The sequence below is a fragment of the Hydrogenophaga sp. genome, from assembly GCF_036675665.1.
In the GTDB taxonomy this organism is placed as follows: domain Bacteria; phylum Pseudomonadota; class Gammaproteobacteria; order Burkholderiales; family Burkholderiaceae_C; genus Hydrogenophaga.
This window is the reverse complement of the sequence record NZ_JAKFEO010000099.1, coordinates 21,174-40,776: the sequence shown is the minus strand read 5'-3', so window position 1 is coordinate 40,776 and position 19,603 is coordinate 21,174. Positions and strand designations below refer to the sequence as shown.

Genomic DNA, 19,603 nt, shown 5'->3' with positions numbered 1-19,603 from the left:
CGTCCCGAAGCGCGCAGCGCGGAGGGTAGTCCAGTGAGCGCGCATCCGTCCCGCCGACGCGGCGCCCTGGCCATGGGTCTTCTGCTGGTCTTGCTCATCTGCGCAGGCGCCTGGCTGCTGTGGCCATCCCGGCCCGTGCCCGTGCAGCCCCTGAGCACGACCGCCCGCCTGGACGACACCGCCACCATCGAGCGCGGCCGCTACCTCGCCCTGGTGGGCAACTGCCAGGGCTGCCACACCGAGCGGGGCGGCGCCGCATTCGCCGGCGGGCGCGGCATCGGCACACCCTTCGGCACGGTGTACAGCAGCAACCTCACGCCCGATGGCACCGGCCTGAAAGACTGGAACGCCGACGACTTCTGGCGCGCCCTGCACCATGGGCAATCGCGCGACGGGCGCCTGCTGAACCCGGCCTTCCCGTACACCAACACCACCCACGTCACGCGGCCCGACAGCGACGCCCTGTTCGCGTTTTTCCGCAGCCTGGCGCCGGTGGCATCGACCGTGCCGGGCAACGCCCTGGGCCGGTACCTGGGATCGCAAGCCGCGCTCAAGGCCTGGCGCGCGCTGTACTTCCGGCCCGACGACACGGTGACTGCGGCACCGGTGGACGAGCTGCAACGCGGCGCCTACCTGGTCAATGGGCTGGCGCACTGCAGCGCCTGCCACGTGCCGCGCAACGCCCTGGGCGGCAGCAGCGACATGCTGTCGCTCGCCGGCGGGTTCATGGCGGCGCAGGGCTGGTACGCGCCCTCGCTGCTCGACCCCGCCGAAGGCGGCGTGCAGGAGCGCGAGGTGGCCGACATCGTGGCGCTGTTCCAGACCGGGCGCAGCGGCACGCACATCGTCACCGGACCCATGGCCGAGGTGGTGCAGCACAGCACGCAGCACTGGGAGAGCAGCGACCTGCGCGCCATGGCGGTGCACCTCCAAGCGCTCCCCGTGACCCGCAGCCGCGTGCTGACGACGACCGAAGCGCGGTCCGACAAAGCGCTGACCCAGGGCGCCAGGATTTACGAGCAGCAGTGCGCGCAATGCCATGGCGCGCAGGGGCAAGGCACCCGGGGCAACGATGGCGCCTGGGCCTACCCCGCGCTGGCGGGCAACAGCACGGTGCTGCAGGGCGTGCCGGCCAACCTGGTGCAGGCGGTGCTCTACGGCGGCTTCGGCCCCAGCACGGCGGGGCATCCGCGCCCCTTCGGCATGCCGCCCTTCGTGCTCGAGCTGAACGGCCAGGACATCGCCGACCTGCTGACCTATGTCAGGAGCGCGTGGGGCAACGACGCGCCGGCGGTTTCCGTGCTCGACGTGCAGCAGCTCCGAAACATGGCAGGAAAGTAAGCCGCATGCCGACACCCTGGATCGTTGGCCTCTGCGCTCAGTGGTGCCATGTTTGCCGCGACCTGGCGCCCGACTTCCAGGCCCTGTCGCTGGAGCATCCCTCGGCCACCTGGCTGTGGATCGACGTCGAGGACCATGCGGAGCTGGTGCAGGCGCTGGACATCACCACCTTTCCCACCGTGCTGGTGGGCCTGGGCGAGCAGTTGGTCTTCTTTGGCGAAGCGCCCGGCAACGCCGCGCGGTTCAGGGCGTTCCTGCAACCCTTCGCGCTGGGCCGCGTGACGCACGCGCTCCAGCCGCCCGATGAAGCCGCTGCCGAGGTCTTCGCGCGGCTTCGGCAGGTGCCCGCGCCGCCGGGCCGGTTGGCGGGCTGAGCCGGCGGCCCGGCGTCAGCCCTTGGGGAACAGCACCATCTGCGTGCAGCGAAACAGCGCGATCGTCTTGCCCGTTTCGCGGTGCGTGACAACCGCGTCCCACACCTGCGTGGTGCGACCCAGGTGGGCGGGCGTGGCCACGCAATCGATGGTGCCCTCCAGCGCCGTGCCCAGGTGGTTGCTCTTGAGCTCGATGGTGGTGAAGCCCTTGGCCTCTTTGGGCAGGTTGGCCACACAGCCATAGCCACAGCTGGTGTCGGCCAGTGTGACCACGCTGCCCGCGTGCAGGAAACCGTTGGGCGCCATGGTGGTCGGCGTCACGGCCAGCTCGGAGCGAACCTCCTGCGGGCTCACGTGCGTGATCACCAGACCCAGGTGGCCGGGCAGAGCGCCGGCGCCGCGCTGGTTGAATTCGTCGGCGAGGTTGGTCATGAAAGTCTCCTGTGGTGGATGTGAATGGCGAGTGTCATCGGGTCCAGCTGCCCAGGCGGATGGCGATGGCCAGCGTGGAGCCGTAGACCACCAGGCTGAACGCAATGACGGCGAAGAGGCCGCTGGCCGAGGTCTTGAACACATGCACGCACAGCCAGCCACCCACCACCAGGATCACCAGGCGGCCCATGCTGCCGGCCAGCGGCCAGAACATGCGGCCCGCGCCTTGCGACGCAAAGAACAGCGCGAGGCCCAGGCCGAAGAAGGCATAGCAGCCGCCCACGATGTTGAGGTAGGTGGCGCCCAGCGCGAGCACCGCGGCATCCGTGGTGAACAGGTCCATCCACAGCGAAGGCGCCAGGGCGGTGACCACGCCGATGGCGCCCGTGATCGCCGCCACCACCGCACCACCGGCCCAGGCGACGCGCACCGCGCGCGCCGACTGACCCGCGCCCATGTTGGTGGCGACCATGGCGGTGAGCGCGGTGCCAAAGCCGAAGGCGATCGGCACCAGGATGTACTCCAGCCGCGCCGCCACGCCGTAGCCCGCGAGCGCGGCCGTGCCATAGCTGCCCACAAAGGCCGTGGCCACGGCGATGGAAGCGTTGCTGATCACCGGGCTCAGGGACGCCGGCAAGCCCACGCGCAGGATGTCGCGCAGCAGCGGCAGATGCAGGCGCCAGGGCGAGCGCTGCAGGTGCACGGCACCATCGCGGCGCAGCAGCCAGGCCACCATCACGGCCGCAGACAGCGCGTTGACCACCAGCGTGCTGACAGCGGCACCCGCCACACCCATGCCCGGCACGGGCCCCCAGCCGAACACCAGCAGCGGTGCCAGTGCGAGGTGCAGCAGCGCCGTGCCCAGCAGCAGCACCGAGGGCAACACCATGTTGCCCGCGCCGCGCACCACGGCGGCCAGCACGTTCGTGAACCAGATGATCAGCGCGCCGCTGAACAGCACGTTCGAGTACGCCAGCGCCGCCTCCAGCGCGGCGCCGCGCCCGCCCATGCCACCGAAGATGCTGCGCCCGAAGCCCAGCAGCGCCAGCATGAACAGCGCTGCCAGCGCCGCCGAGATGAACAGCGCCTGCTGTGCCAGACGGCTCGCGTCTTCGCTGCGCCCCGCCCCCAGCGCGCGCGCCACGGCCGCGGTGGTGGCGCCACCAATGCCGCCGGCCGACATCTGCAGCATCAGCATCGACAGCGGAAACACCAGCGCGATGCCGGCCAGCGCATCCGCGCCCAAGAGGCCGAGGATGTAGCCGTCGTAGCCGATCACGATCGTGGCCGCGAACAGGCCCATCACGTTGGGCGTGGCGAGGCGAAACAGTGTGGGCAGCAGCGGCGCGTGCAGCATCTGCTGCAGGCGGGTCTGGGCAAGCACCGAACTCATGGCGTGGGGCTTCGCAGGTAAACACCCGGCTCGGCCGACAGGCCGCGCTTGACCTGCTGCGTGATCTCGTCGCCCAGCACCTCGTCGGCGCCGGCCTCCAGCGCGTCGAAGGCGCGGCGCACGATCTCTTCGGGCGTCGACTTCGGCATCTCCAGGCCGTGCGTCAGGTCGGTGTCCACAAAGCCCATGTGCAGGCCCAGCACCTGCGTGCCCTGCGCGCGCAGCTCGTTGCGCAGGCCATTGGTCAGCGCCCAGGCGGCGGACTTGCTCGCGCCGTACGCGGCCAGCATCGGCGAGTTGATCCAGCTCGCGATCGACAGCACGTTGAGGATCGCGCCGCCGCCCTGCGACGCCAGCACGGGCGCAAAAGCCTGGCTCACGCGCAGCGGGCCGAAGAAGTTGGTCTCCATCTGGCTGCGCGCCGCCTCGAGGCTGTCCGCCGTGAGGAAGCCGCCCAGGGAGGCGATGCCGGCGTTGTTGATCACCAGCGTCACATCGCCAGCGTGCCGCGCGGCCGTGGCCACCTGCTCGGCGTTGTTCACGTCGAGCGCGATCGGCTCGACGCCGGGCAGTGTCACGCTGGCCGGGTTGCGCGCGCCGGCGTAGACCTTGCGCGCGCCGCGCGCCAGCGCCTCGCGGGCAAAGGCCAGACCGATGCCTCGGTTGGCTCCAGTGATGAGAACGGTGGCGTTGTGGAGTTGCATGGTTCAGGTTCCGGGTTGACTGCGGCGGCGGCCTAGATTATGACGATCGTCATATTCAAGAATGAAAAAAATGCGATGAAACGGCCCATGGCTCAGGCCGGGGGCGAGACGTCGTGCTGCGCCAGCAGGGCGCTGCGGTTGGCGGCCAGCAAAGCCTTGCCTTCGGTGTTGTCGCCCAGGGCGCGGGCGAGCTGCAGCGCACCCACCATCTGGCTGGCGATGGCCGCGGCGCTCCCGGGCACGGCACCGGCGGGCAGTGACCGTTCGACCAGTGCCATCAGGCTGCGCACGCGCTGGGATGCGGCGGCACGCACGTCGGGCGACTGGCGTGGCATCTCGGAGGCGAGTGCGGCCACGGCACAGCCGTTTTCGATGCCGCTCAAATGGCGGTCCGACAGATAGCCTTCGATGAGCGCCTTGAACGGGCTGGCACCGCGCGCCTGGCGCGTGGCGTTGCCCTTGGCGATGCGGCTGGCGCTTTGCTGTCCGGCGTGCTCCAGGGCCTCGGCCAGCAGCGCGTCGCGCGAGGCGAAGTGGGCATAGAACCCACCGTGGGTCAGGCCCGCCTCTTTCATGATGTCGGCCACGCCGACCCCGTTGAACCCGGCGCGCCGGATCGCGCGCGCGGCCGTGTCAATGATGCGTTCGTGGGTCAGGGCCTTGCGGCTGGGTGCGATTTCCATGGGCGCATTGTAACCATCAATATGACGATCGTCATATTGTCAAAACCCTGCCCAGCATGGGGATGCTGTGTCCAGCGGCGGGCTCAGCGCTGGCCGTCGTGCACCGACACCTTCTCTTTGGTCAGCCCGCCCAGGCGCGAGTGGATGCGCCCGCCGGTCCCCATGACGAGGGCAAACAGGATTTCGTCGGGGCGCGGCGCGTCCTGGATGCCGATCTCCATGCTGTTGTAGTGGCTGCGCACGTAGGCGGCATGGATGTGGTGCAGCGGCACCATCAGCCGGTAGCCCGTGGCGGCCACGGCCTTGGAGGCGGGAACGATGGCCTTGGGCTCGCCCAGCACCGCGCGCATGGCCCAGCCACCCGCCTCGTGCCAGACGGCGGCGTGTTCGAGCTCGCCGTTCACCCCCACGATGGCGGCCTTGCTGTAGACCTCCACCTGGTCGCGTCCCAGCGTGGCCACCAGCTCTTCGGCCAGGAGCGTGCCCAGGCTGCGGAGTTCTGCCATGAAAGGCAGCAGGTCGGGCTCGTAGCGACCGGCGTAGGGGTTGCGGATGACCGCGCACGCCGCCGCCAGCTTCAACGGCTCGGCCGGTGCCGGGCCCCCCTCGTGGTAGATGGTTTCAATGGTCAGGCTGCGCTTGCGGATTTCGATCAGGGACATGGTGTGCAGTCGGTTGGGAAGAAGGTCGTCATCGAGGGCCGATGCCGCTCACTGTTTGGGAATTTTCGCGTCCGCCACCACTTGCGACCAACGCTGGGTTTCGTTCGCCACCATGGTCTTCATTTCTTCCGGCGTGCTGCCCCGGGCCTCTCCGCCCATCTCTTCCAGGCGGGCCTTCACGGACGGCAACAGCAGCGCCTTGTTGATCTCGGCATTGAGGCGATCCAGCACCGGCCTGGGCAGCCCGGCGGGCGCCAGCACGCCAGCCCATGAGCGCACGTCGTAGCCCGCCACGCCCTGCTCCGCCGCGGTGGGCACTTCCGGCAGGCCGGGGCAGCGCTGGGGACCGGTGGCGGCCAGGGCACGCAACTTGCCACCCTTGATGTTGGAGAGCACAGCCGTGGGCGGGGCGATGATGAAGGGCACATCACCCGACAGCAGCGCGGTCAGCGAGGCCGAGTCGCCCCGGTAGGGCACGTGCAGCATCTGCACGCCCGCCATTTTGGCCAGCAACTCGCCCGCCAGGTGGTGCGTGGAGCCGATGCCCGCCGTGCCGTAGGCGACGGAGCCGGGCGCCGCGCGCGCGGCGGCCAGCACATCGGCAAAGCTCTTGTACCTGGACTCGGCCGTGGTCACCACCAGGAAGGGGAAGAAGGTGATGGTGGAGACGGCGTCGAAGTCCTGCACGGTGCGGTAGGGCAGCGTGTTGTAGAGCGCGCCCGCCACCGCGTGGCCGCCCGTGGCCAGCAGCAGCGTGTAGCCGTCAGGCTTCGCCCTCGCCACGGAGGCGGACGCCAGGGTGCCACCCGCGCCACTCTGCGACTCCACGACGATGGGCTGGCCAAGTGCCTTGCCGATCTCGATGCCGATGGTGCGGGCGATGTTGTCGGCGTTGCCGCCCGGAGCAAAGCCCTGGAGCATCTTGATGGGGCGCTCCGGGTACGCGTCGGCATGGGCCGGGAACCAGGGCGTGACGGCCAGGGCGGCGCCGGCCTGCATCAAATGTCTGCGTTGCATGGAATGTCTCCTTTGCGGGTGGTGGATGAAGCGGCGGCCACAGTGCGTGCTGTGGCGTTGTTCCGCGGTGAAGAAATCAGGTCAGGGTTGCAGCACGATCTTTCCGGTGAACGTTCCAGCGTCCAGCAGCACATGGGCCTGTCGTGCGTCGCTCAGCGGCAGCAAGGTGGGCGCGGGTGCTTTCACATGCCCCGCCGCCATCAGATCGATGGCGCCCTGCATCAGCGCGCGCCGGCGCTGCGTGTCTTCGTCGAAGGTGTGCATGGAGAAGCAGCGCACCGCCAGGCTGCGCCCGAGCAGGCTGCGCAGGGTGGCGAACACGTCCCGGGCCGGCGGGCCGGCGACGATGTTGTAGGAAACGGCTGTGCCCAGCGGCGCCAGGCTGTGCAGGCAGTCGATGAGGGTCTGCCCACCGATGGGGTCCAGCGCCAGGTCCACGCCCACGCCCTCGGTGAGGGCCTTCACACGCTGCGGCAGATCCGGCTGCGCCGGATCGAGCACCGCGTCAAAACCGTTCGCCATGGCTTGGGCGCGCTTGTCGGCCGAGCGCGCCGTGCCCAGGGTCAACATCTGGTGGTGCCGCGCCAGTTGGGCCAGCATGGTGGCCACACCGCCAGAGGCACCCGTGATGAGCACGCTGCGCGCGTCGGCACGGCCGCCGTTGAGCCCCAGCAGCAGCGCCTGGGCCAGTTGCAGATTGGGCAGGCTGACGGCGTCGGTGAACGCGATGGCATCGGGCAGCCGGTAAGGCGCGGACTCGGGCACGACGATGGCCTGCACGTAACAGCCACCGCGCTGCGCCAAATCGCGCGCGCTGACCAGCACGCGGTCGCCCACGGTCCACTGCGTCACACCCGGGCCCACCTGATCCACCACGCCGGCCATCTCGGCACCGGGGATGGCGGGCAGCGGCGGCATCCATTTGTAGGTGCCGTTGCGAATCAGCGCGTCGGGGCGCCCGACGCCGATCGCCTGGGCGCGCACCCGCACCGCGCCGGCACCGGCATTGGGCTCCGGCAGCGCCACCAGTTGCAGCGCGTCCGGACCGCCCGGCGTGTGAACCTGAACCGCCTGCACAGCGCTTCGCCTCGCTCAGACCTGCGCCACGATGGGATTGACCAGCGTGCCGACGCGTTCGATCTCGACCTCGCACACGTCACCCGGCTTCATGAACAGCGGCGGTTTGCGGCTCCAGCCCACACCGGCCGGTGTGCCGGTGGCGATCACGTCGCCGGGCACCAGGGTGAAGATGGTGGAGGCGTAGCTGATGAGCTTCGCAATGGGGAAGATCATGTGGCCGGTGTGGCTGGACTGCACCACCGCGCCGTTGAGCCTCACCTCCAGCTTGAGCTCGGCGTTGGGCTCGATCTCGTCGGCGGTGACCATCCAAGGACCGAAGCCGCCAGTGGATTCGAAGTTCTTGCCCGAAGCGATCTGCTTGGCGTGGAACTGCCACTCGCGCACGCTGCCGTCGTTGTAGCAGGCGTAGCCGGCCACATGCTCGAAGGCCTCGGCTTCCGGAATGTCGCGCCCGGCCTTGCCGATGATGACGGCCAGCTCACCCTCCCAGTCCAGCGACTCGGAGACACGCGGACACACGATGGCCTGCCCGTGGGCCACCTGCGAGCGCCAGACGCGCAGGAAGATGGGGGGCTCTGCGGAGAGTTCGCGCTGCATGCCGGCGGCCAGCACCTCCTGGTGATGGTCCATGTAGTTGCGCACGGCGCAGACGATCTTCTCCGGGCGCGGAATGACCGGCAGGTACACGATGGAAGCGAGGGCACCGTCCACAGGCTGACCGGCGGCGTCCTGTGCCGCCTGCTCCCAGCGCCCCGCGCCCAGGTAATCGGCCAGCGTGGGGTATTGCGCAAAGGCACGGCTGAGGTTCACGACGTTCTCGCCCACGGCGGCGCCGTAGCTCTCTTGTCCGTTGTGAAGGTATGACAGCAGTCGCATGAAGTCTCCTGAAAATGGAAGGGGGTAGCCGGTGTCGTGATTCAGGCGCGGGGCGCCGGCTGCGCAAAGCGGGCCTGCCACTCGTCGATGGGCATGAAGGTCGGGTCGGCGCGGCAGATGGCCTCGGTCTCGCGCATCAGTTCTTCATCGCTCTTCTCGAGGTCCAGCGGATCGCCGTGCGGCTGGGCCACGTAGTACGGCGTGTCGATGTAGACCTCCACCGTGTTGCCCTCAGGGTCCGAAAAGTAGATGGACAGCGCGTTGCCATGGTTGAGCCCGCGCATCTTGGTGGCGCCAGCGGCGAGCGCGCTTTGGCGGATCTCACGCATGGACTGGATGCTGGGCACCACGAACGAGATCTGCATGACCGTGCTGAAGGTGGCCTCCTTCGGGCGACCACCGGCAATCACGAGCTGGTGGTGCTGATCCGGGCTCGCGCTGAGGAAGATCAGGTCCACCGGAAAGGTCTTGCCCCGACCGCGATCGGTCTGCGTCAGACCGAACACCCGGGTGTAGAAGTCCACCAGCAAGTCGGGGTCGGTGGCGTAGATGCCGAAGTGCGAAGGCGTGGGTCGGGTCACGGAAAGCATGGGAGCCTTTCTCGAAGGTGGCGGAAATGGCGAAGAAGCTGGGGATCAGTTGGTCGCGGCGCGCATGCGCAGCAACGCTGCTTCCACGTTGCGCTGCGTGCCTTGCGTGTGCTCGGCCAGCAAGGCGCACGCGGTGTCGGCGTCGCGCTTGAGCACCGCTTCCAGCAGGCGCTTGTGCTCGCGGTTCTTGCTGCGCGAGCTCACGCGGTGGCGCGCGGAAAAGCGCCGGTAGCGCTCGGCCTGGTCGAACAGGCTGGCGCACAGCGCGAGCTGTCGCTGCGAAGGGCAGCCGGCGAGCAGGCACATGTGGAAGTCGCGGTGCACCTGGCTCCAGGCCTCGTCGAGCACCTGCGGGCCTTCACCGAGATGGGCTTCGGCCCGCTCCAGGCGGTGGGCCGAGGCCACCACGGCGGCCTCCCAGGCAACGTCGCCGTGTTCGATGGCCAGGCGAAGCGCGGGCACCTCCACCATCAGGCGCATGTGGGTCAGGTCGGCCAGGTCTTCCGAGGAAATCTGCGCCACACGAAACCCGCGCCGATCGTCCGCCTTGACCAGGCCTTCCTGGCTCAGCCGGTTCAAGGCCTCGCGCAGCGGGCTGCTGGAGTACCCATAGGCCGCCTGCAGCTCGTCGAGCTTGAGCTTGACGCCGGGTGCATAGGCCCCGCCAATGACATCGCGCCGCAAACGCAAAAACGCCTGTTCGGACAGCGTCTGGCCTGCGTACGAAGTGAATTCCGGGAGTTCTGTATTTTGCACAAAGTGGATTTTGTGCATAAAAACGATTTTGTGCAAGACATTTTGCAGGCACCTCCCTGCACAGACCAGCGGGCAAGGGCCTACAGCCCCCGTTGCGACACCTCCCCCAATCTCGCCGAGTAGCGCACCCGGCTGTCCAGCGTCTCGATGTCCACACGTGCGCTGCGCCGCCCATACACCTCTGCCTTCAGCCATTCGAGCTCGGCGTCCAGACGCTGCGTGTCGGGCACGGTGCAAAACCAGACCTTGGTGTCCGCATCCCAGCGGTAGCCCCGGCTTTTGAGCAGGTCCTTGGATTCGAACGGCGAGCCGGTGGCGCGCAGTTTGAAACGGGGCAACGAGGCAGCCGTGATCAGTTGCGAGAAGCCCGTGGTCGCGCTGCCGGCCACCGTCTTCGACAAGACCTGCAGCAAGGCATGGCAATCCACCTGGGCGCGGTGGGCATCAAAGAACCAACCCTGGTCCTGGGCCAGCGCGCTCAGCTTGGACGAACCCGCGCCGGCGGCCTTCCAGTCGATGTCGGCAAACGAGCACGCCCAGGCTTTGGCGGCAAAACAGGGGAACCGGGTTTCCACAAACGGGCGATCGAAGCCGGCGTTGTGCGCCACGATCAGATCGGCCTGCATCACCATGGCCTCGACCTGCGCATCGTCCAGGCGATGCCCCTGGACCATGTCATCGCTGATGCCGGTCACCTCCCGCGCCACCGCTGGAATGGGCATGCCGGGGTCTTCGAATCCTTCGAACAGCTCGACCGGCCCGAACGGCAAGCCGGTGGCCATGTCCACCTGCACCAGCAGCATGGCCAGTTCGATGATCCTGTCGGTTGGGTGCGAGAGACCGGTGGTTTCGGTGTCGAGCACCAGCACGCGCCGACAGGTCGGGTCGGTTTGCCCCGAAGCCACGGGCGCGGGTCCGAAATCCGTGACGGGGACGAGACGCCGCAGAACGCGAAAGTCAGGATGCCGCTCCAACCGCTGGGCGATCTTCTCCAAGGTTGGCAGGGGTGGTGGACGGGTGTGTTCAGCGGACACACCTTGTGCCGGACCCGGTGAATCGAATTCGAAACTGGACTGGTTCATCGAACAAGCCTACCCGACTCGCCGCGTCCCGCCCAACGCCGGCCTTCAGCCGATCGCCTCCGCGGCGCCTGTCGGCAGATGCATCGATGGCGTCTCGACACGCAGCCCCCGGATCGCCCAGGCAGCGGCCTCGAGATGAATGCCGCCATCGGGCTGTGTCGGCAGTTCGCGCTGCAACAGATCCCGAATGGCGTCCTGCCTGTGCGGCGCCAAGCCGGCCAGCCAGGTCGGCGCGGCGCCCTGGCGACCGAGAAAAGGTTGCCAGTAGTCGTCAAAGCTCGAGAAGTGGGTCGGTATGTCGATGGCGCGGACGTCGACGTTGACCAGACCCGCATCGACCCACAAGGATCGCAGCGGCGCAGGCGCACACACCGGAAAGCGGCTGGCCTCGTCCGGCACCTCGGCCGGGCCGCACACGGCGATCGCGGCATCCCAGAAGCGCCGCATCATCTGCATGCCGCCGGCGTAGTCCCAGACATAGGCGGCCACCTGTCCGTGGGGCCGCGTGATCCGCGCCATCTCGGCCACCATGGTCGCCGGCTGAGCCACGAAATTGAGCACGAGCCCGGAGACTGCCGCGTCGCAACTGGCGGTCTCCATGGGCAAGGCGAGGGCATCGGCGACCGAGAAGCGCACGCTGTCGTCGGCGATGCTCGCCGATGCAAAACCGACGAAGCCGGCCGACTTGTCGATCGCGTGGATGGAGCGTGGGTTGCAGTGGCTCAGGATGGTGTGTGTCAGCGCACCGGTTCCGCAACCGATGTCGGCCCAGTCCGCGCCCGGCCTGGCAGCCAGCCAGCGGGTGAATTCCGTCGCCACCTGTCGGCTCCAGCGCCCCACGTACAGCTCGTAGGGACCGGCCTCGCCCCAGCGGTCGTGTGTGGGCATTGGCTGATCAGTCATCTGCTTCTCCACCATCTGTTGAGCGCACGCCAGTCTGGCAGAGGGGGCGGGCGGAATCAAGCTTGAGCTACTCGAGGAAGGCCGCGAGCCGCATTTTCGTGTCGCCCAGCGCGTCCTGTGCCACCAGATCTTTCCATCGGAGGAGCTCATCGCGGAGTGTTGTGCGCAGTGCATCGGGCTTGCCCGGCTCGACGCTCGCGCCATGGTCCCTGAACTGGGCGATCACGGCCGCATCGGCCAGAACTGCATTCAGCGCCTGGTTCAACCGGGAGATGATGGGTTCTGGTGTCTTGGCCGGCGCGAACAGTCCGTACCACTGCGTGACATCCACGCCCCCTATCCCCGCCTCCGAGAGCGTGGGCAGCGTGGGCAGGCTCTGCAGTCGCTGGGTGCCTGCAACACCGAGGGCGCGCAGTTGACCACCGCGAACGAACGGGTGGGCGGTGAACAAGCTGGGAAACATGATCTGCGTGCGCCCGCTGACCACGTCCGAGATGGCAGGCCCCGCGCCGTCAAACTTCACGCCAGCCATCTCGGTGCCGCTGCCGAGCTGGAACAGCGCCGCCGCAAAGTGGGGCGGCGTGCCATCACCCGCCGAAGCGTAGATCAAGCTGCCGGGATCTGCCTTGAGTTGGGACACCAGGTCTTGAACGCGGTGCGCGGAGACACTCGGATGCACCACCATCAACGTCGGCGATGAGCCCACCAGGCCGATCGGCTCGAAGTCCCTGACGGGGTCGTAGCCCAGTTTCTGCAGCGCCGGGTTCATCGCGTGCGTGCCCACATAGCCAAACATCAAGGTGTGGCCGTCGGGCTCCGCACGGGCGACGAATTCGCTGGCAATGGCACCGTTCGCGCCCGCCCGGTTGTCCACCAGCACCTCTTGCCCCAGCAGTCGCCCCATCTTGCTGGCGATGATGCGGGCCATGGTGTCGTTCCCGCCACCTGCTGCGGTCGGAACAATGATGGTGATCGGCTTTTGCGTCGGGGCTGCAGCTTCCTCTGGACGCGAAAAAACGTAGTCAGGCAAGTGCATTTCCCCCTGCATGATCTTGCGCGCCGTGCGAACCAGCGCGGCACCCTTGACCTCGGCCGCATCGCCTTGGCCCGCGAGCTCCACCTCGACATCGATCTGGCCCGCCGGATGCAGCACCACCAGCTTGTGGCGGCCCGCTTCGCGCGCGATGCCGCTGGCGACCGTGCCGGGCAGCGCGAAAGCGCTGGCCACACCAATGGCGCCCGTGACGGCGTGCGACGCGTGGCAGCGGTGCGGCGTGAAGTATCTCGAGGTGACGCTGTTGGGCGCATCTCCTTCGCTGACCAGCACCGGTTTCGGTATGACACTGCTGGAGACGTCACCCAGCCCCATCATGCGGCCCGCCTGCAGACGCAGCGATTCGATGCGCGCCAGAAGCGCGGCGTTGGCGTCCAACGCCACCGGCTTTTCGCGGCCTGTGACGCCGAGATCGGCCGCGCGAACGATCATCAGCGGCATGGCTGCGTCGATGCAGGTGACGGCCGTGCCGTCGATGTGATCGATGCGGTTGCCCGTGGGAAAGACCTGGCCCGTCACCGCGCCCCAGGCGTCCAGAAAGTCCAGCAGGATGGGAGCAGCCGTGCCGGCGACGCCATCGATGCGTGCATCACCCTCGTACGTCACGCGGCCGTTCGGGGTGCGCACCGTGACATCGATGCGCGAACGGGTGTTGACATTGAACACGCGTACCTTGGTCACGCCGTCCTGCGCCCTCACCAGGCCTTGCTCGATGCCGAATGGCGCCACGCCCGAGAGCATGTTGCCGCAGTTGGGCCGGGTGTCGACGGAGCGGTGGCCCACGCCAACCTGCGCAAACAGATAGTCCAGATCGCAGTCGGGCTGGGCGGACCGCGAGACGATGGCCACCTTGCTGTTCAACGTGCTGCCGCCGCCAACGCCGTCGAGCTGAAGCGGGTCCGAGGCCCCGATCGCACCGATCAGCGCCTGGTCGCGGGCTTCGTCGCCTTCGGGCAGCCATTCGCGCAGAAAGAAGGGACCGCGCGAGGTGCCGGCACGCATGAGGACACAGGGGATGACTTTGTTCATGACCGCATTCTCAAGAGCTGCGCAGCTTCTGTGAATTGCATTGTTGAGAAGCATTGATCCATCGTTTGCAATAAACGGGCTGGCCCGATCATGGCTTTCTATTGATGCACCAAAGGCATCACTTGTTCTCAATATTGCAATTTACTTCGCCACTGGATGAACGGAAACTGCTTCCACAGCACCCACCATTCCAGCCCTGAGAGCGAAGGACATCCGCATGAGCCACACCACCGACGACCTGCGTGCATGGATCGGTCGCAGCGAGACGGTGCAGGACACCGTCAACCCGACGCCAGTGGCCGCCCTGACCGCCACGCTCGACCATCCTGCGACCAGCACCGGTCCCGGCACGGTGCTGCCGCCGCTCTGGCACTGGTTGTACTTCCTGCCGCTGCACCGGCAATCCGACCTCGGCGCAGACGGCCATGCCAAGCGCGGCGGCTTCCTGCCACCGGTGCCCTTGCCGCGCCGCATGTGGGCCGGCAGCCAGTTCGCGTTCCTGTCTCCGATCCGCGTGGGCGATCAGGTGGCCCGCACCTCCACCATCGATGACGTGAGCACCAAGGAAGGCCGCACCGGCAAGCTCGTTTTCGTGAAGGTTATCCACGAGGTGCGCTGCAACGGCGCGACCAAACCTGCCCTGGTGGAATTCCATGACATCGTCTACCGCGATGCCCAGCAACCCGGCGATGTGGCACCTCCCCCGCAAGCAGCCCCCACGCAAGCGGCCTGGCGTCGCCAGATCGTGCCGGACGACGTGCTGCTGTTTCGCTACTCGGCACTGACCTTCAACGGCCACCGCATTCACTACGACCGGCGGTACGTCACCCAGGTCGAAGGCTACCCGGGTCTCATCGTGCATGGCCCGCTGATTGCCACGCTGCTGCTGGACCTGCTGCGCCGCGAGATGCCCGCTGCCGAGGTGGCCGGCTTCCGCTTCAAGGCGGTGCGCCCGACCTTCGATCTGCACGCGTTCCATGTGCAGGGCGAGCCCGCCGTCGACGGCAAGACCGTGCACCTGTGGGCCAGCGACCACGAAGGCTGGCTGACGATGGACGCCACCGTTGTGCTGCGCTGAGCCGTCCATCAAGACAGACCACCCGAGACTCTCATGCAACCACTTGCAGGCATCACCGTCGTCACCCTGGAACACGCCATCGCAGCACCTTTCGCCACGCGCCAGCTGGCCGACCTGGGCGCGCGCGTCATCAAGATCGAGCGCCCCGGCACGGGCGACTTTGCGCGCGGCTACGACCAGCGGGTGCGTGGCCTGGCATCGCACTTCGTCTGGACCAACCGATCCAAGGAGAGCCTCACGCTCGACGTCAAACACCCGCAGGCCGCCAGAATCCTGCAGCGCCTGGTGCTGGAGAAGGCCGACGTGGTGGTGCAGAATCTCGCGCCCGGCGCGGCGGCCCGGCTCGGCATGGGCTACGAGGCGCTGTCCAAGACCAAGCCCGGCTTGATCGTCTGTGACATCTCGGGGTATGGCGATGACCTGGAGAACCCGGGACCCTACCGCGACAAGAAGGCCTACGACCTGTTGATCCAGAGCGAGGCGGGCTTCGTCTCGGTGACCGGCACGGCGGACGAGCCCTGCAAGGCCGGCCCCTCCATTGCGGACATCGCCGCGGGCATGTACGCCTACAGCAACATCCTCGCGGCCTTGATGCAGCGCAGCCAGACCGGCCGAGGCCAGCGCATCGACATTTCCATGCTGGAGTCCCTGGCCGAATGGACGAGCTACCCGCTGTATTACGCCTTCGAAGGCGCCGCACCGCCACCGCGCACCGGCGCCAGCCACGCGACGATCTATCCCTATGGCCCGTTTCCGGTGGGCCCGGCGGAGCAAGGTGCCCACGTGATGCTGGGCCTGCAGAACGAGCGCGAATGGGTCAGCTTCTGTGAAAAGGTGCTGCAACAGCCGGCCCTGGCCACCGACCCCCGCTTCACGGCCAACTTCAAGCGTGTCGCCGAGCGCGCCGCCTTGCGAAAGATCATTGAAGACACTTTCCGGCCCCGGACGGTGGCGGAGGTGGAGGCTCGGCTGGAAGCGGCACAGATCGCCAACGCCCGCGTCAACACCATGGCCGATGTCTGGGCACATCCGCAACTCCAGGCGCGCAAGCGCTGGACCGAGGTGGGCTCGCCACAGGGGCCGCTGCCGGCGATGCTGCCACCGGGCACCTGGAACGAAGGTCCGCGCATGGACCCGGTGCCCGCGCTCGGCGAGCACACCGATGCGATCCTCGCCGAGCTGGGTTACGACACGGACGACATCGCCGCGCTGCGCGCAGCCAAGGCCATCTGAGGAAGTGGCCATGTCAGCACGCCCCGCCCCCGCGCGCACCTACCTCTTCGTGCCCGGCACGCGGCCCGATCGCTTCGGCAAAGCCTTGGCCAGCGGCGCCGACGCGGTCGTGCTCGATCTTGAGGACGCGGTGGCGCCCGACCACAAAGCCGCCGCACGCGACCATGTCGTCCAGTGGCTGCAGTCCGCCGCGCCTGCTGAGCGCGCCCGCTGCGTGGTGCGCCTCAACGATTCCACATCGGACTGGTTTGCCGACGACCTGGCAGCCTTGGTGGGCACTGGCGTGACGCAGGTCATGCTGCCCAAAGCCGAGCAGGCGCAGCAGATCCAGTTTGTCGTCGAGGCCATGCCGCGCGTCCAGGTGCTGGCGCTGATCGAAAGCGCGCGCGGTGTGGCCCAGGTGGACGAGATCGCGGGCACCCACGGGGTGGTCCGCCTGGTGTTCGGCACCCTGGACTTCGCACTGGACCTCGATCTGGACATCCGCCGGGACCCCATCGGTTTGAGCTACGCGGCGGCGCGCATCGCGCTCGCCTCGCGCATGGCGGATCTCGAGGCACCCGTGGCCGGTGTCACGCCGCAGCTGGATGACGAAGCCCGCCTGTTGGCCGACCTGGCTCTGGCGCGTTGCCATGGCTTCGGCGCCAAGCTGTGCATCCACCCGAGCCAGGTGCTGTCGATCCATCGCGCGCTGCAGCCCGGCGAGGCCGAGCTGGTCTGGGCGCAGCGCGTGCTGGCGGCCGATGCGGCTTCGCCCGGCGTGGCCCGGCTCGACGGCCGCATGGTCGATCTGCCCGTGGTGCGCCAGGCCCGCCGCACGCTGATGGCCGCAGGGCTTTGAACCCGGACCTCATCCCCTCAACAGAACACCACGGAGAAAGACACACCATGGCTTCCACCATCATCGATTCGCGCATCTTCGGCGACATGTTCAGCGACGCGCGCATGCGCGATGTCTGGTCCGACGAGAACCGCACGGCCAAGTACCTCGACATCGAACGCGCGCTGGCCAAGGTGCAAGGACAACTCGGCATCATTCCGCAGGAGGCCGCGGACGAGATCGTCAAGAACTGCGAGCTGTCGCAGATCGATTGGGTGAAGCTCAAGGCCAAGACCGAACAGATCGGCTACCCGATCATCGCGGTCGTCAACCAGATCAACGCCAACTGCCGCGACAAGCTCGGCGAGTACTGCCACTGGGGCGCCACCACACAGGACATCACCGACACCGCCGCCGTGCTTCAAATGCGCGAGGGTCTTGCACTGGTGGAGCAGGACTTGAACGAGATTGGCGAAGCGCTCGCCTCGCTGGCCCGAAAGTACCGGGACACGCCGGTCATCGGGCGCTCCAACCTGCAGCAGGCCACGCCCATCACCTTCGGCTACAAGATGGCCAGCATCCTGGCGGGCATCGACCGGCATCGGGAGCGGCTTCGACAGCTCAAACCGCGTGTGCTGATGGGGGAATTCGGTGGCGCCTCGGGCACGTTGTCGTCACTGGAGACGGGCGCCATGGAAACGCAGGCGGGATTGATGAAGGAACTGGGCCTGGCCCAGCCGCTGATCTCGTGGCACACCGTGCGCGACACCATCGCCGAAGTCGGCGCGTTCCTGGGGCTCGTCGGCGGCTCGCTCGGCAAGATCGCCATGGATGTCAAGCTCATGATGCAGACCGAAGTGGCGGAGGTGTTCGAGCCCTATGCGCCGGGCCGTGGTTCGTCGTCCACCATGCCGCAGAAGCGCAACCCGATCTCCTGCCTCTACATCCACGCCAACATCTCGGTCGCCCGCCAGCATGCCGCGGCACTGATGGATGCGATGGTGGCCGACCACGAGCGCTCCACCGGTCCATGGGAGATCGAGTGGGTGTCGCTGCCCGAGATCTTCTGCCTGATGTCCGGCGCGTTGAAACAGACCAAGTTCGTGCTCAAGGGTCTGGAAGTGGACGCCAGCCGCATGCGCGCCAACATCGACATCACCAATGGCCTGGTGATGTCGGAGGCGGTGATGATGGGCCTGGGCCCCTACATCGGCCGTGAATACGCCCACGATCTGGTCTATGACCTGTGTCGCCAGGCGCTGAAGGAAAACCGGCCGTTGATCGAGATTCTGGCCGTGCATCCGGAGATCACCCCGCACGTGACCCGTGCCCAGCTCGAGGCCATGTGCGAGCCGTCCAACCACCTGGGCCAGGCTGGCGTCATGGTCGATCGCGTGCTCGCGGCGCGCGGTTGAAGTGGAACTCCCCGCTGCGCCGCTGCGCGGCTTCCCCCCGCTGTTGCGCGCCTTCGGCGCTTCGAGGGGGGACGGCGCCTTGGGCCGGCGGAGCCGGACCCTTGGCGCCTCTGGTCGGTGTTGTGTCAGGCGCTGCGGGCCTTGCCCCGCTTGGCCTTCATCTCTGCGAAAAACTCGTACAGCTGCAGCGCCGCCGGTGAGAGCGAACGGCCCTTGCGCCGGATCAGCCCGACCTTGCGCGTGATGATCGGGTCCACCAGCGGCACGCTCACCAGCAACGGATGACCGGGCGCGGGCATGGCCATCGAAGGCACCGCCGCCACGCCCAGCCCCGCTTCCACCAGGCCCAGCATGGTCGTGACGTGCTGCGCTTCGTAGATGTTCTGCGGCAGGCCGGTCTGGCCGGACAAGGCCTGGTCGATCAGCAAGCGGTTGCCGGACGCTTTGCTCACGGAGATGTAGTCGTACTTGGCCAGCTCGGCCCAGGACACGCGGCGCTTTCTGGCGAGGGGATGATCGCGGCGGCAGGCCGCCACGAAGCGCTCTTCCAGCAGCGGTTTGAACTCGATATCCGGCTCCTGGCTGCCCATGAAGTTGAGCCCGAAGTCCGCCTCGCCGCGCGACACGGCGGACAACACATCGTTCGCGCTGGCGTCGAAGATTTTCACCCGGATCTTGGGGTATTGCTCTCGGTAACGCGAGATCACGTGCGAGATGAAGTAATAGACCGTGGACGGCACGCAGGCGATGGTGACTTCGCCCATGCGGGTGCTTCCCACGCCGCGGATGCCCAGCAAGGTGTTGTCCAGCTCATCCAGCAATTGCTGCACCTTTCTGTCAAAGTCCCGGCCGACTGCCGTGAGTTCGACCTTGCGCGTGGTGCGCTCCAGCAACTTGACGCCCAGGGCCTCCTCCAGTTTTTCGATGCGCCTGCTGAACGCAGGCTGCGAAACGTGGAGCGCATCGGCTGCTTTGCGAAAGCTGCTGAGTTCTGCCACGGCGCGAAATGCCTGCAGGTCGTTGAGGTTGAAGTTGATGGCCATGGGGACGTGGAAGGGTGTTCCGGTTGATCCAAATTGTG

At 67.5% G+C, this 19,603-nt stretch carries 20 protein-coding genes; 6 read left to right on the top strand and 14 right to left on the bottom strand.

The annotated features are described in order from the left end of the window. Window positions 1–72 precede the first annotated feature (72 nt). On the top strand, window positions 73–1,341 hold the full coding sequence (locus V6M63_RS22175; RefSeq protein ID WP_332745434.1) for a c-type cytochrome: 1,269 nt from the start codon (window positions 73–75) through the stop codon (window positions 1,339–1,341). Window positions 1,342–1,346: 5 nt separating this feature from the next. Further along, the gene (locus V6M63_RS22170; RefSeq protein WP_332745432.1) at window positions 1,347–1,715 is read left to right on the top strand and encodes a thioredoxin domain-containing protein; all 369 of its coding nucleotides are present in this window, start codon (window positions 1,347–1,349) and stop codon (window positions 1,713–1,715) included. Between the two features lie 15 nt (window positions 1,716–1,730). On the opposite strand, the gene V6M63_RS22165 is transcribed toward V6M63_RS22170, so the two are convergent. The 13 genes from V6M63_RS22165 to V6M63_RS22105 all read right to left on the bottom strand — a co-directional run bounded on the left by V6M63_RS22165 (window position 1,731) and on the right by V6M63_RS22105 (window position 13,976). Further along, window positions 1,731–2,147 carry a PaaI family thioesterase gene (locus V6M63_RS22165; RefSeq protein ID WP_332745430.1) on the bottom strand — a complete coding sequence of 139 codons (417 nt, stop codon included), beginning with the start codon at window positions 2,145–2,147 and terminating at the stop codon, window positions 1,731–1,733. A 34-nt stretch (window positions 2,148–2,181) separates the two neighbouring features. Next, window positions 2,182–3,540, bottom strand: a complete 1,359-nt coding sequence (locus V6M63_RS22160; protein ID WP_332745428.1) for an MATE family efflux transporter — start codon at window positions 3,538–3,540, stop codon at window positions 2,182–2,184. Next, window positions 3,537–4,244, bottom strand: a complete 708-nt coding sequence (locus V6M63_RS22155; RefSeq protein ID WP_332745427.1) for an SDR family oxidoreductase — start codon at window positions 4,242–4,244, stop codon at window positions 3,537–3,539. Before V6M63_RS22155 ends, V6M63_RS22160 begins: the two co-directional genes overlap by 4 nt. A 92-nt stretch (window positions 4,245–4,336) precedes the next feature. After that, window positions 4,337–4,927 carry a TetR/AcrR family transcriptional regulator gene (locus V6M63_RS22150; RefSeq protein ID WP_332745426.1) on the bottom strand — a complete coding sequence of 197 codons (591 nt, stop codon included), beginning with the start codon at window positions 4,925–4,927 and terminating at the stop codon, window positions 4,337–4,339. Between the two features lie 83 nt (window positions 4,928–5,010). Next, entirely contained in the window at window positions 5,011–5,589 is a 579-nt protein-coding gene (locus V6M63_RS22145) for an amino acid synthesis family protein (RefSeq protein ID WP_332745425.1), read from the bottom strand. Window positions 5,590–5,637: 48 nt separating this feature from the next. Then, window positions 5,638–6,606, bottom strand: a complete 969-nt coding sequence (locus V6M63_RS22140; RefSeq protein WP_442909635.1) for a Bug family tripartite tricarboxylate transporter substrate binding protein — start codon at window positions 6,604–6,606, stop codon at window positions 5,638–5,640. Between the two features lie 81 nt (window positions 6,607–6,687). Next, a complete protein-coding gene (locus tag V6M63_RS22135) occupies window positions 6,688–7,683 on the bottom strand; it encodes a zinc-dependent alcohol dehydrogenase family protein (protein WP_332745424.1) in 996 nt (331 codons plus the stop codon). Between the two features lie 15 nt (window positions 7,684–7,698). Beyond that, entirely contained in the window at window positions 7,699–8,562 is an 864-nt protein-coding gene (locus V6M63_RS22130; RefSeq protein ID WP_332745422.1) for a fumarylacetoacetate hydrolase family protein, read from the bottom strand. Window positions 8,563–8,603: 41 nt separating this feature from the next. Continuing rightward, on the bottom strand, window positions 8,604–9,152 hold the full coding sequence (locus V6M63_RS22125) for a VOC family protein (RefSeq protein WP_332745420.1): 549 nt from the start codon (window positions 9,150–9,152) through the stop codon (window positions 8,604–8,606). Window positions 9,153–9,197: 45 nt separating this feature from the next. Further along, window positions 9,198–9,926, bottom strand: coding sequence for a GntR family transcriptional regulator (locus tag V6M63_RS22120; protein WP_332745418.1), 729 nt, complete (start codon window positions 9,924–9,926; stop codon window positions 9,198–9,200). A gap of 62 nt (window positions 9,927–9,988) precedes the next feature. Then, complete coding sequence (locus tag V6M63_RS22115; protein WP_332745416.1) at window positions 9,989–10,990, bottom strand: 3'-5' exonuclease; 1,002 nt, start codon at window positions 10,988–10,990, stop codon at window positions 9,989–9,991. Between the two features lie 45 nt (window positions 10,991–11,035). Beyond that, complete coding sequence (locus tag V6M63_RS22110) at window positions 11,036–11,893, bottom strand: class I SAM-dependent methyltransferase (RefSeq protein WP_332745414.1); 858 nt, start codon at window positions 11,891–11,893, stop codon at window positions 11,036–11,038. Between the two features lie 67 nt (window positions 11,894–11,960). Next, window positions 11,961–13,976, bottom strand: a complete 2,016-nt coding sequence (locus V6M63_RS22105; RefSeq protein ID WP_332745412.1) for a 4-oxalomesaconate tautomerase — start codon at window positions 13,974–13,976, stop codon at window positions 11,961–11,963. A 217-nt stretch (window positions 13,977–14,193) separates the two neighbouring features. Here V6M63_RS22105 and V6M63_RS22100 point away from each other — a divergent pair, with 217 nt between their 5' ends. The 4 genes from V6M63_RS22100 to V6M63_RS22085 are packed head-to-tail and all read left to right on the top strand — an operon-like array spanning window position 14,194 to window position 18,522. Further along, entirely contained in the window at window positions 14,194–15,054 is an 861-nt protein-coding gene (locus V6M63_RS22100) for an FAS1-like dehydratase domain-containing protein (protein ID WP_332745410.1), read from the top strand. 33 nt (window positions 15,055–15,087) lie between these two features. Further along, entirely contained in the window at window positions 15,088–16,287 is a 1,200-nt protein-coding gene (locus V6M63_RS22095) for a CaiB/BaiF CoA transferase family protein (RefSeq protein WP_332745408.1), read from the top strand. Window positions 16,288–16,297: 10 nt separating this feature from the next. Continuing rightward, window positions 16,298–17,128 carry an HpcH/HpaI aldolase/citrate lyase family protein gene (locus V6M63_RS22090; protein ID WP_332745406.1) on the top strand — a complete coding sequence of 277 codons (831 nt, stop codon included), beginning with the start codon at window positions 16,298–16,300 and terminating at the stop codon, window positions 17,126–17,128. Window positions 17,129–17,175: 47 nt separating this feature from the next. Further along, a complete protein-coding gene (locus V6M63_RS22085; RefSeq protein ID WP_332745405.1) occupies window positions 17,176–18,522 on the top strand; it encodes a class-II fumarase/aspartase family protein in 1,347 nt (448 codons plus the stop codon). Window positions 18,523–18,647: 125 nt separating this feature from the next. Here the strand turns inward: V6M63_RS22085 and V6M63_RS22080 are convergent, their stop codons facing one another. Beyond that, window positions 18,648–19,565 carry a LysR family transcriptional regulator gene (locus tag V6M63_RS22080; RefSeq protein WP_332745403.1) on the bottom strand — a complete coding sequence of 306 codons (918 nt, stop codon included), beginning with the start codon at window positions 19,563–19,565 and terminating at the stop codon, window positions 18,648–18,650. Window positions 19,566–19,603: the final 38 nt, after the last annotated feature.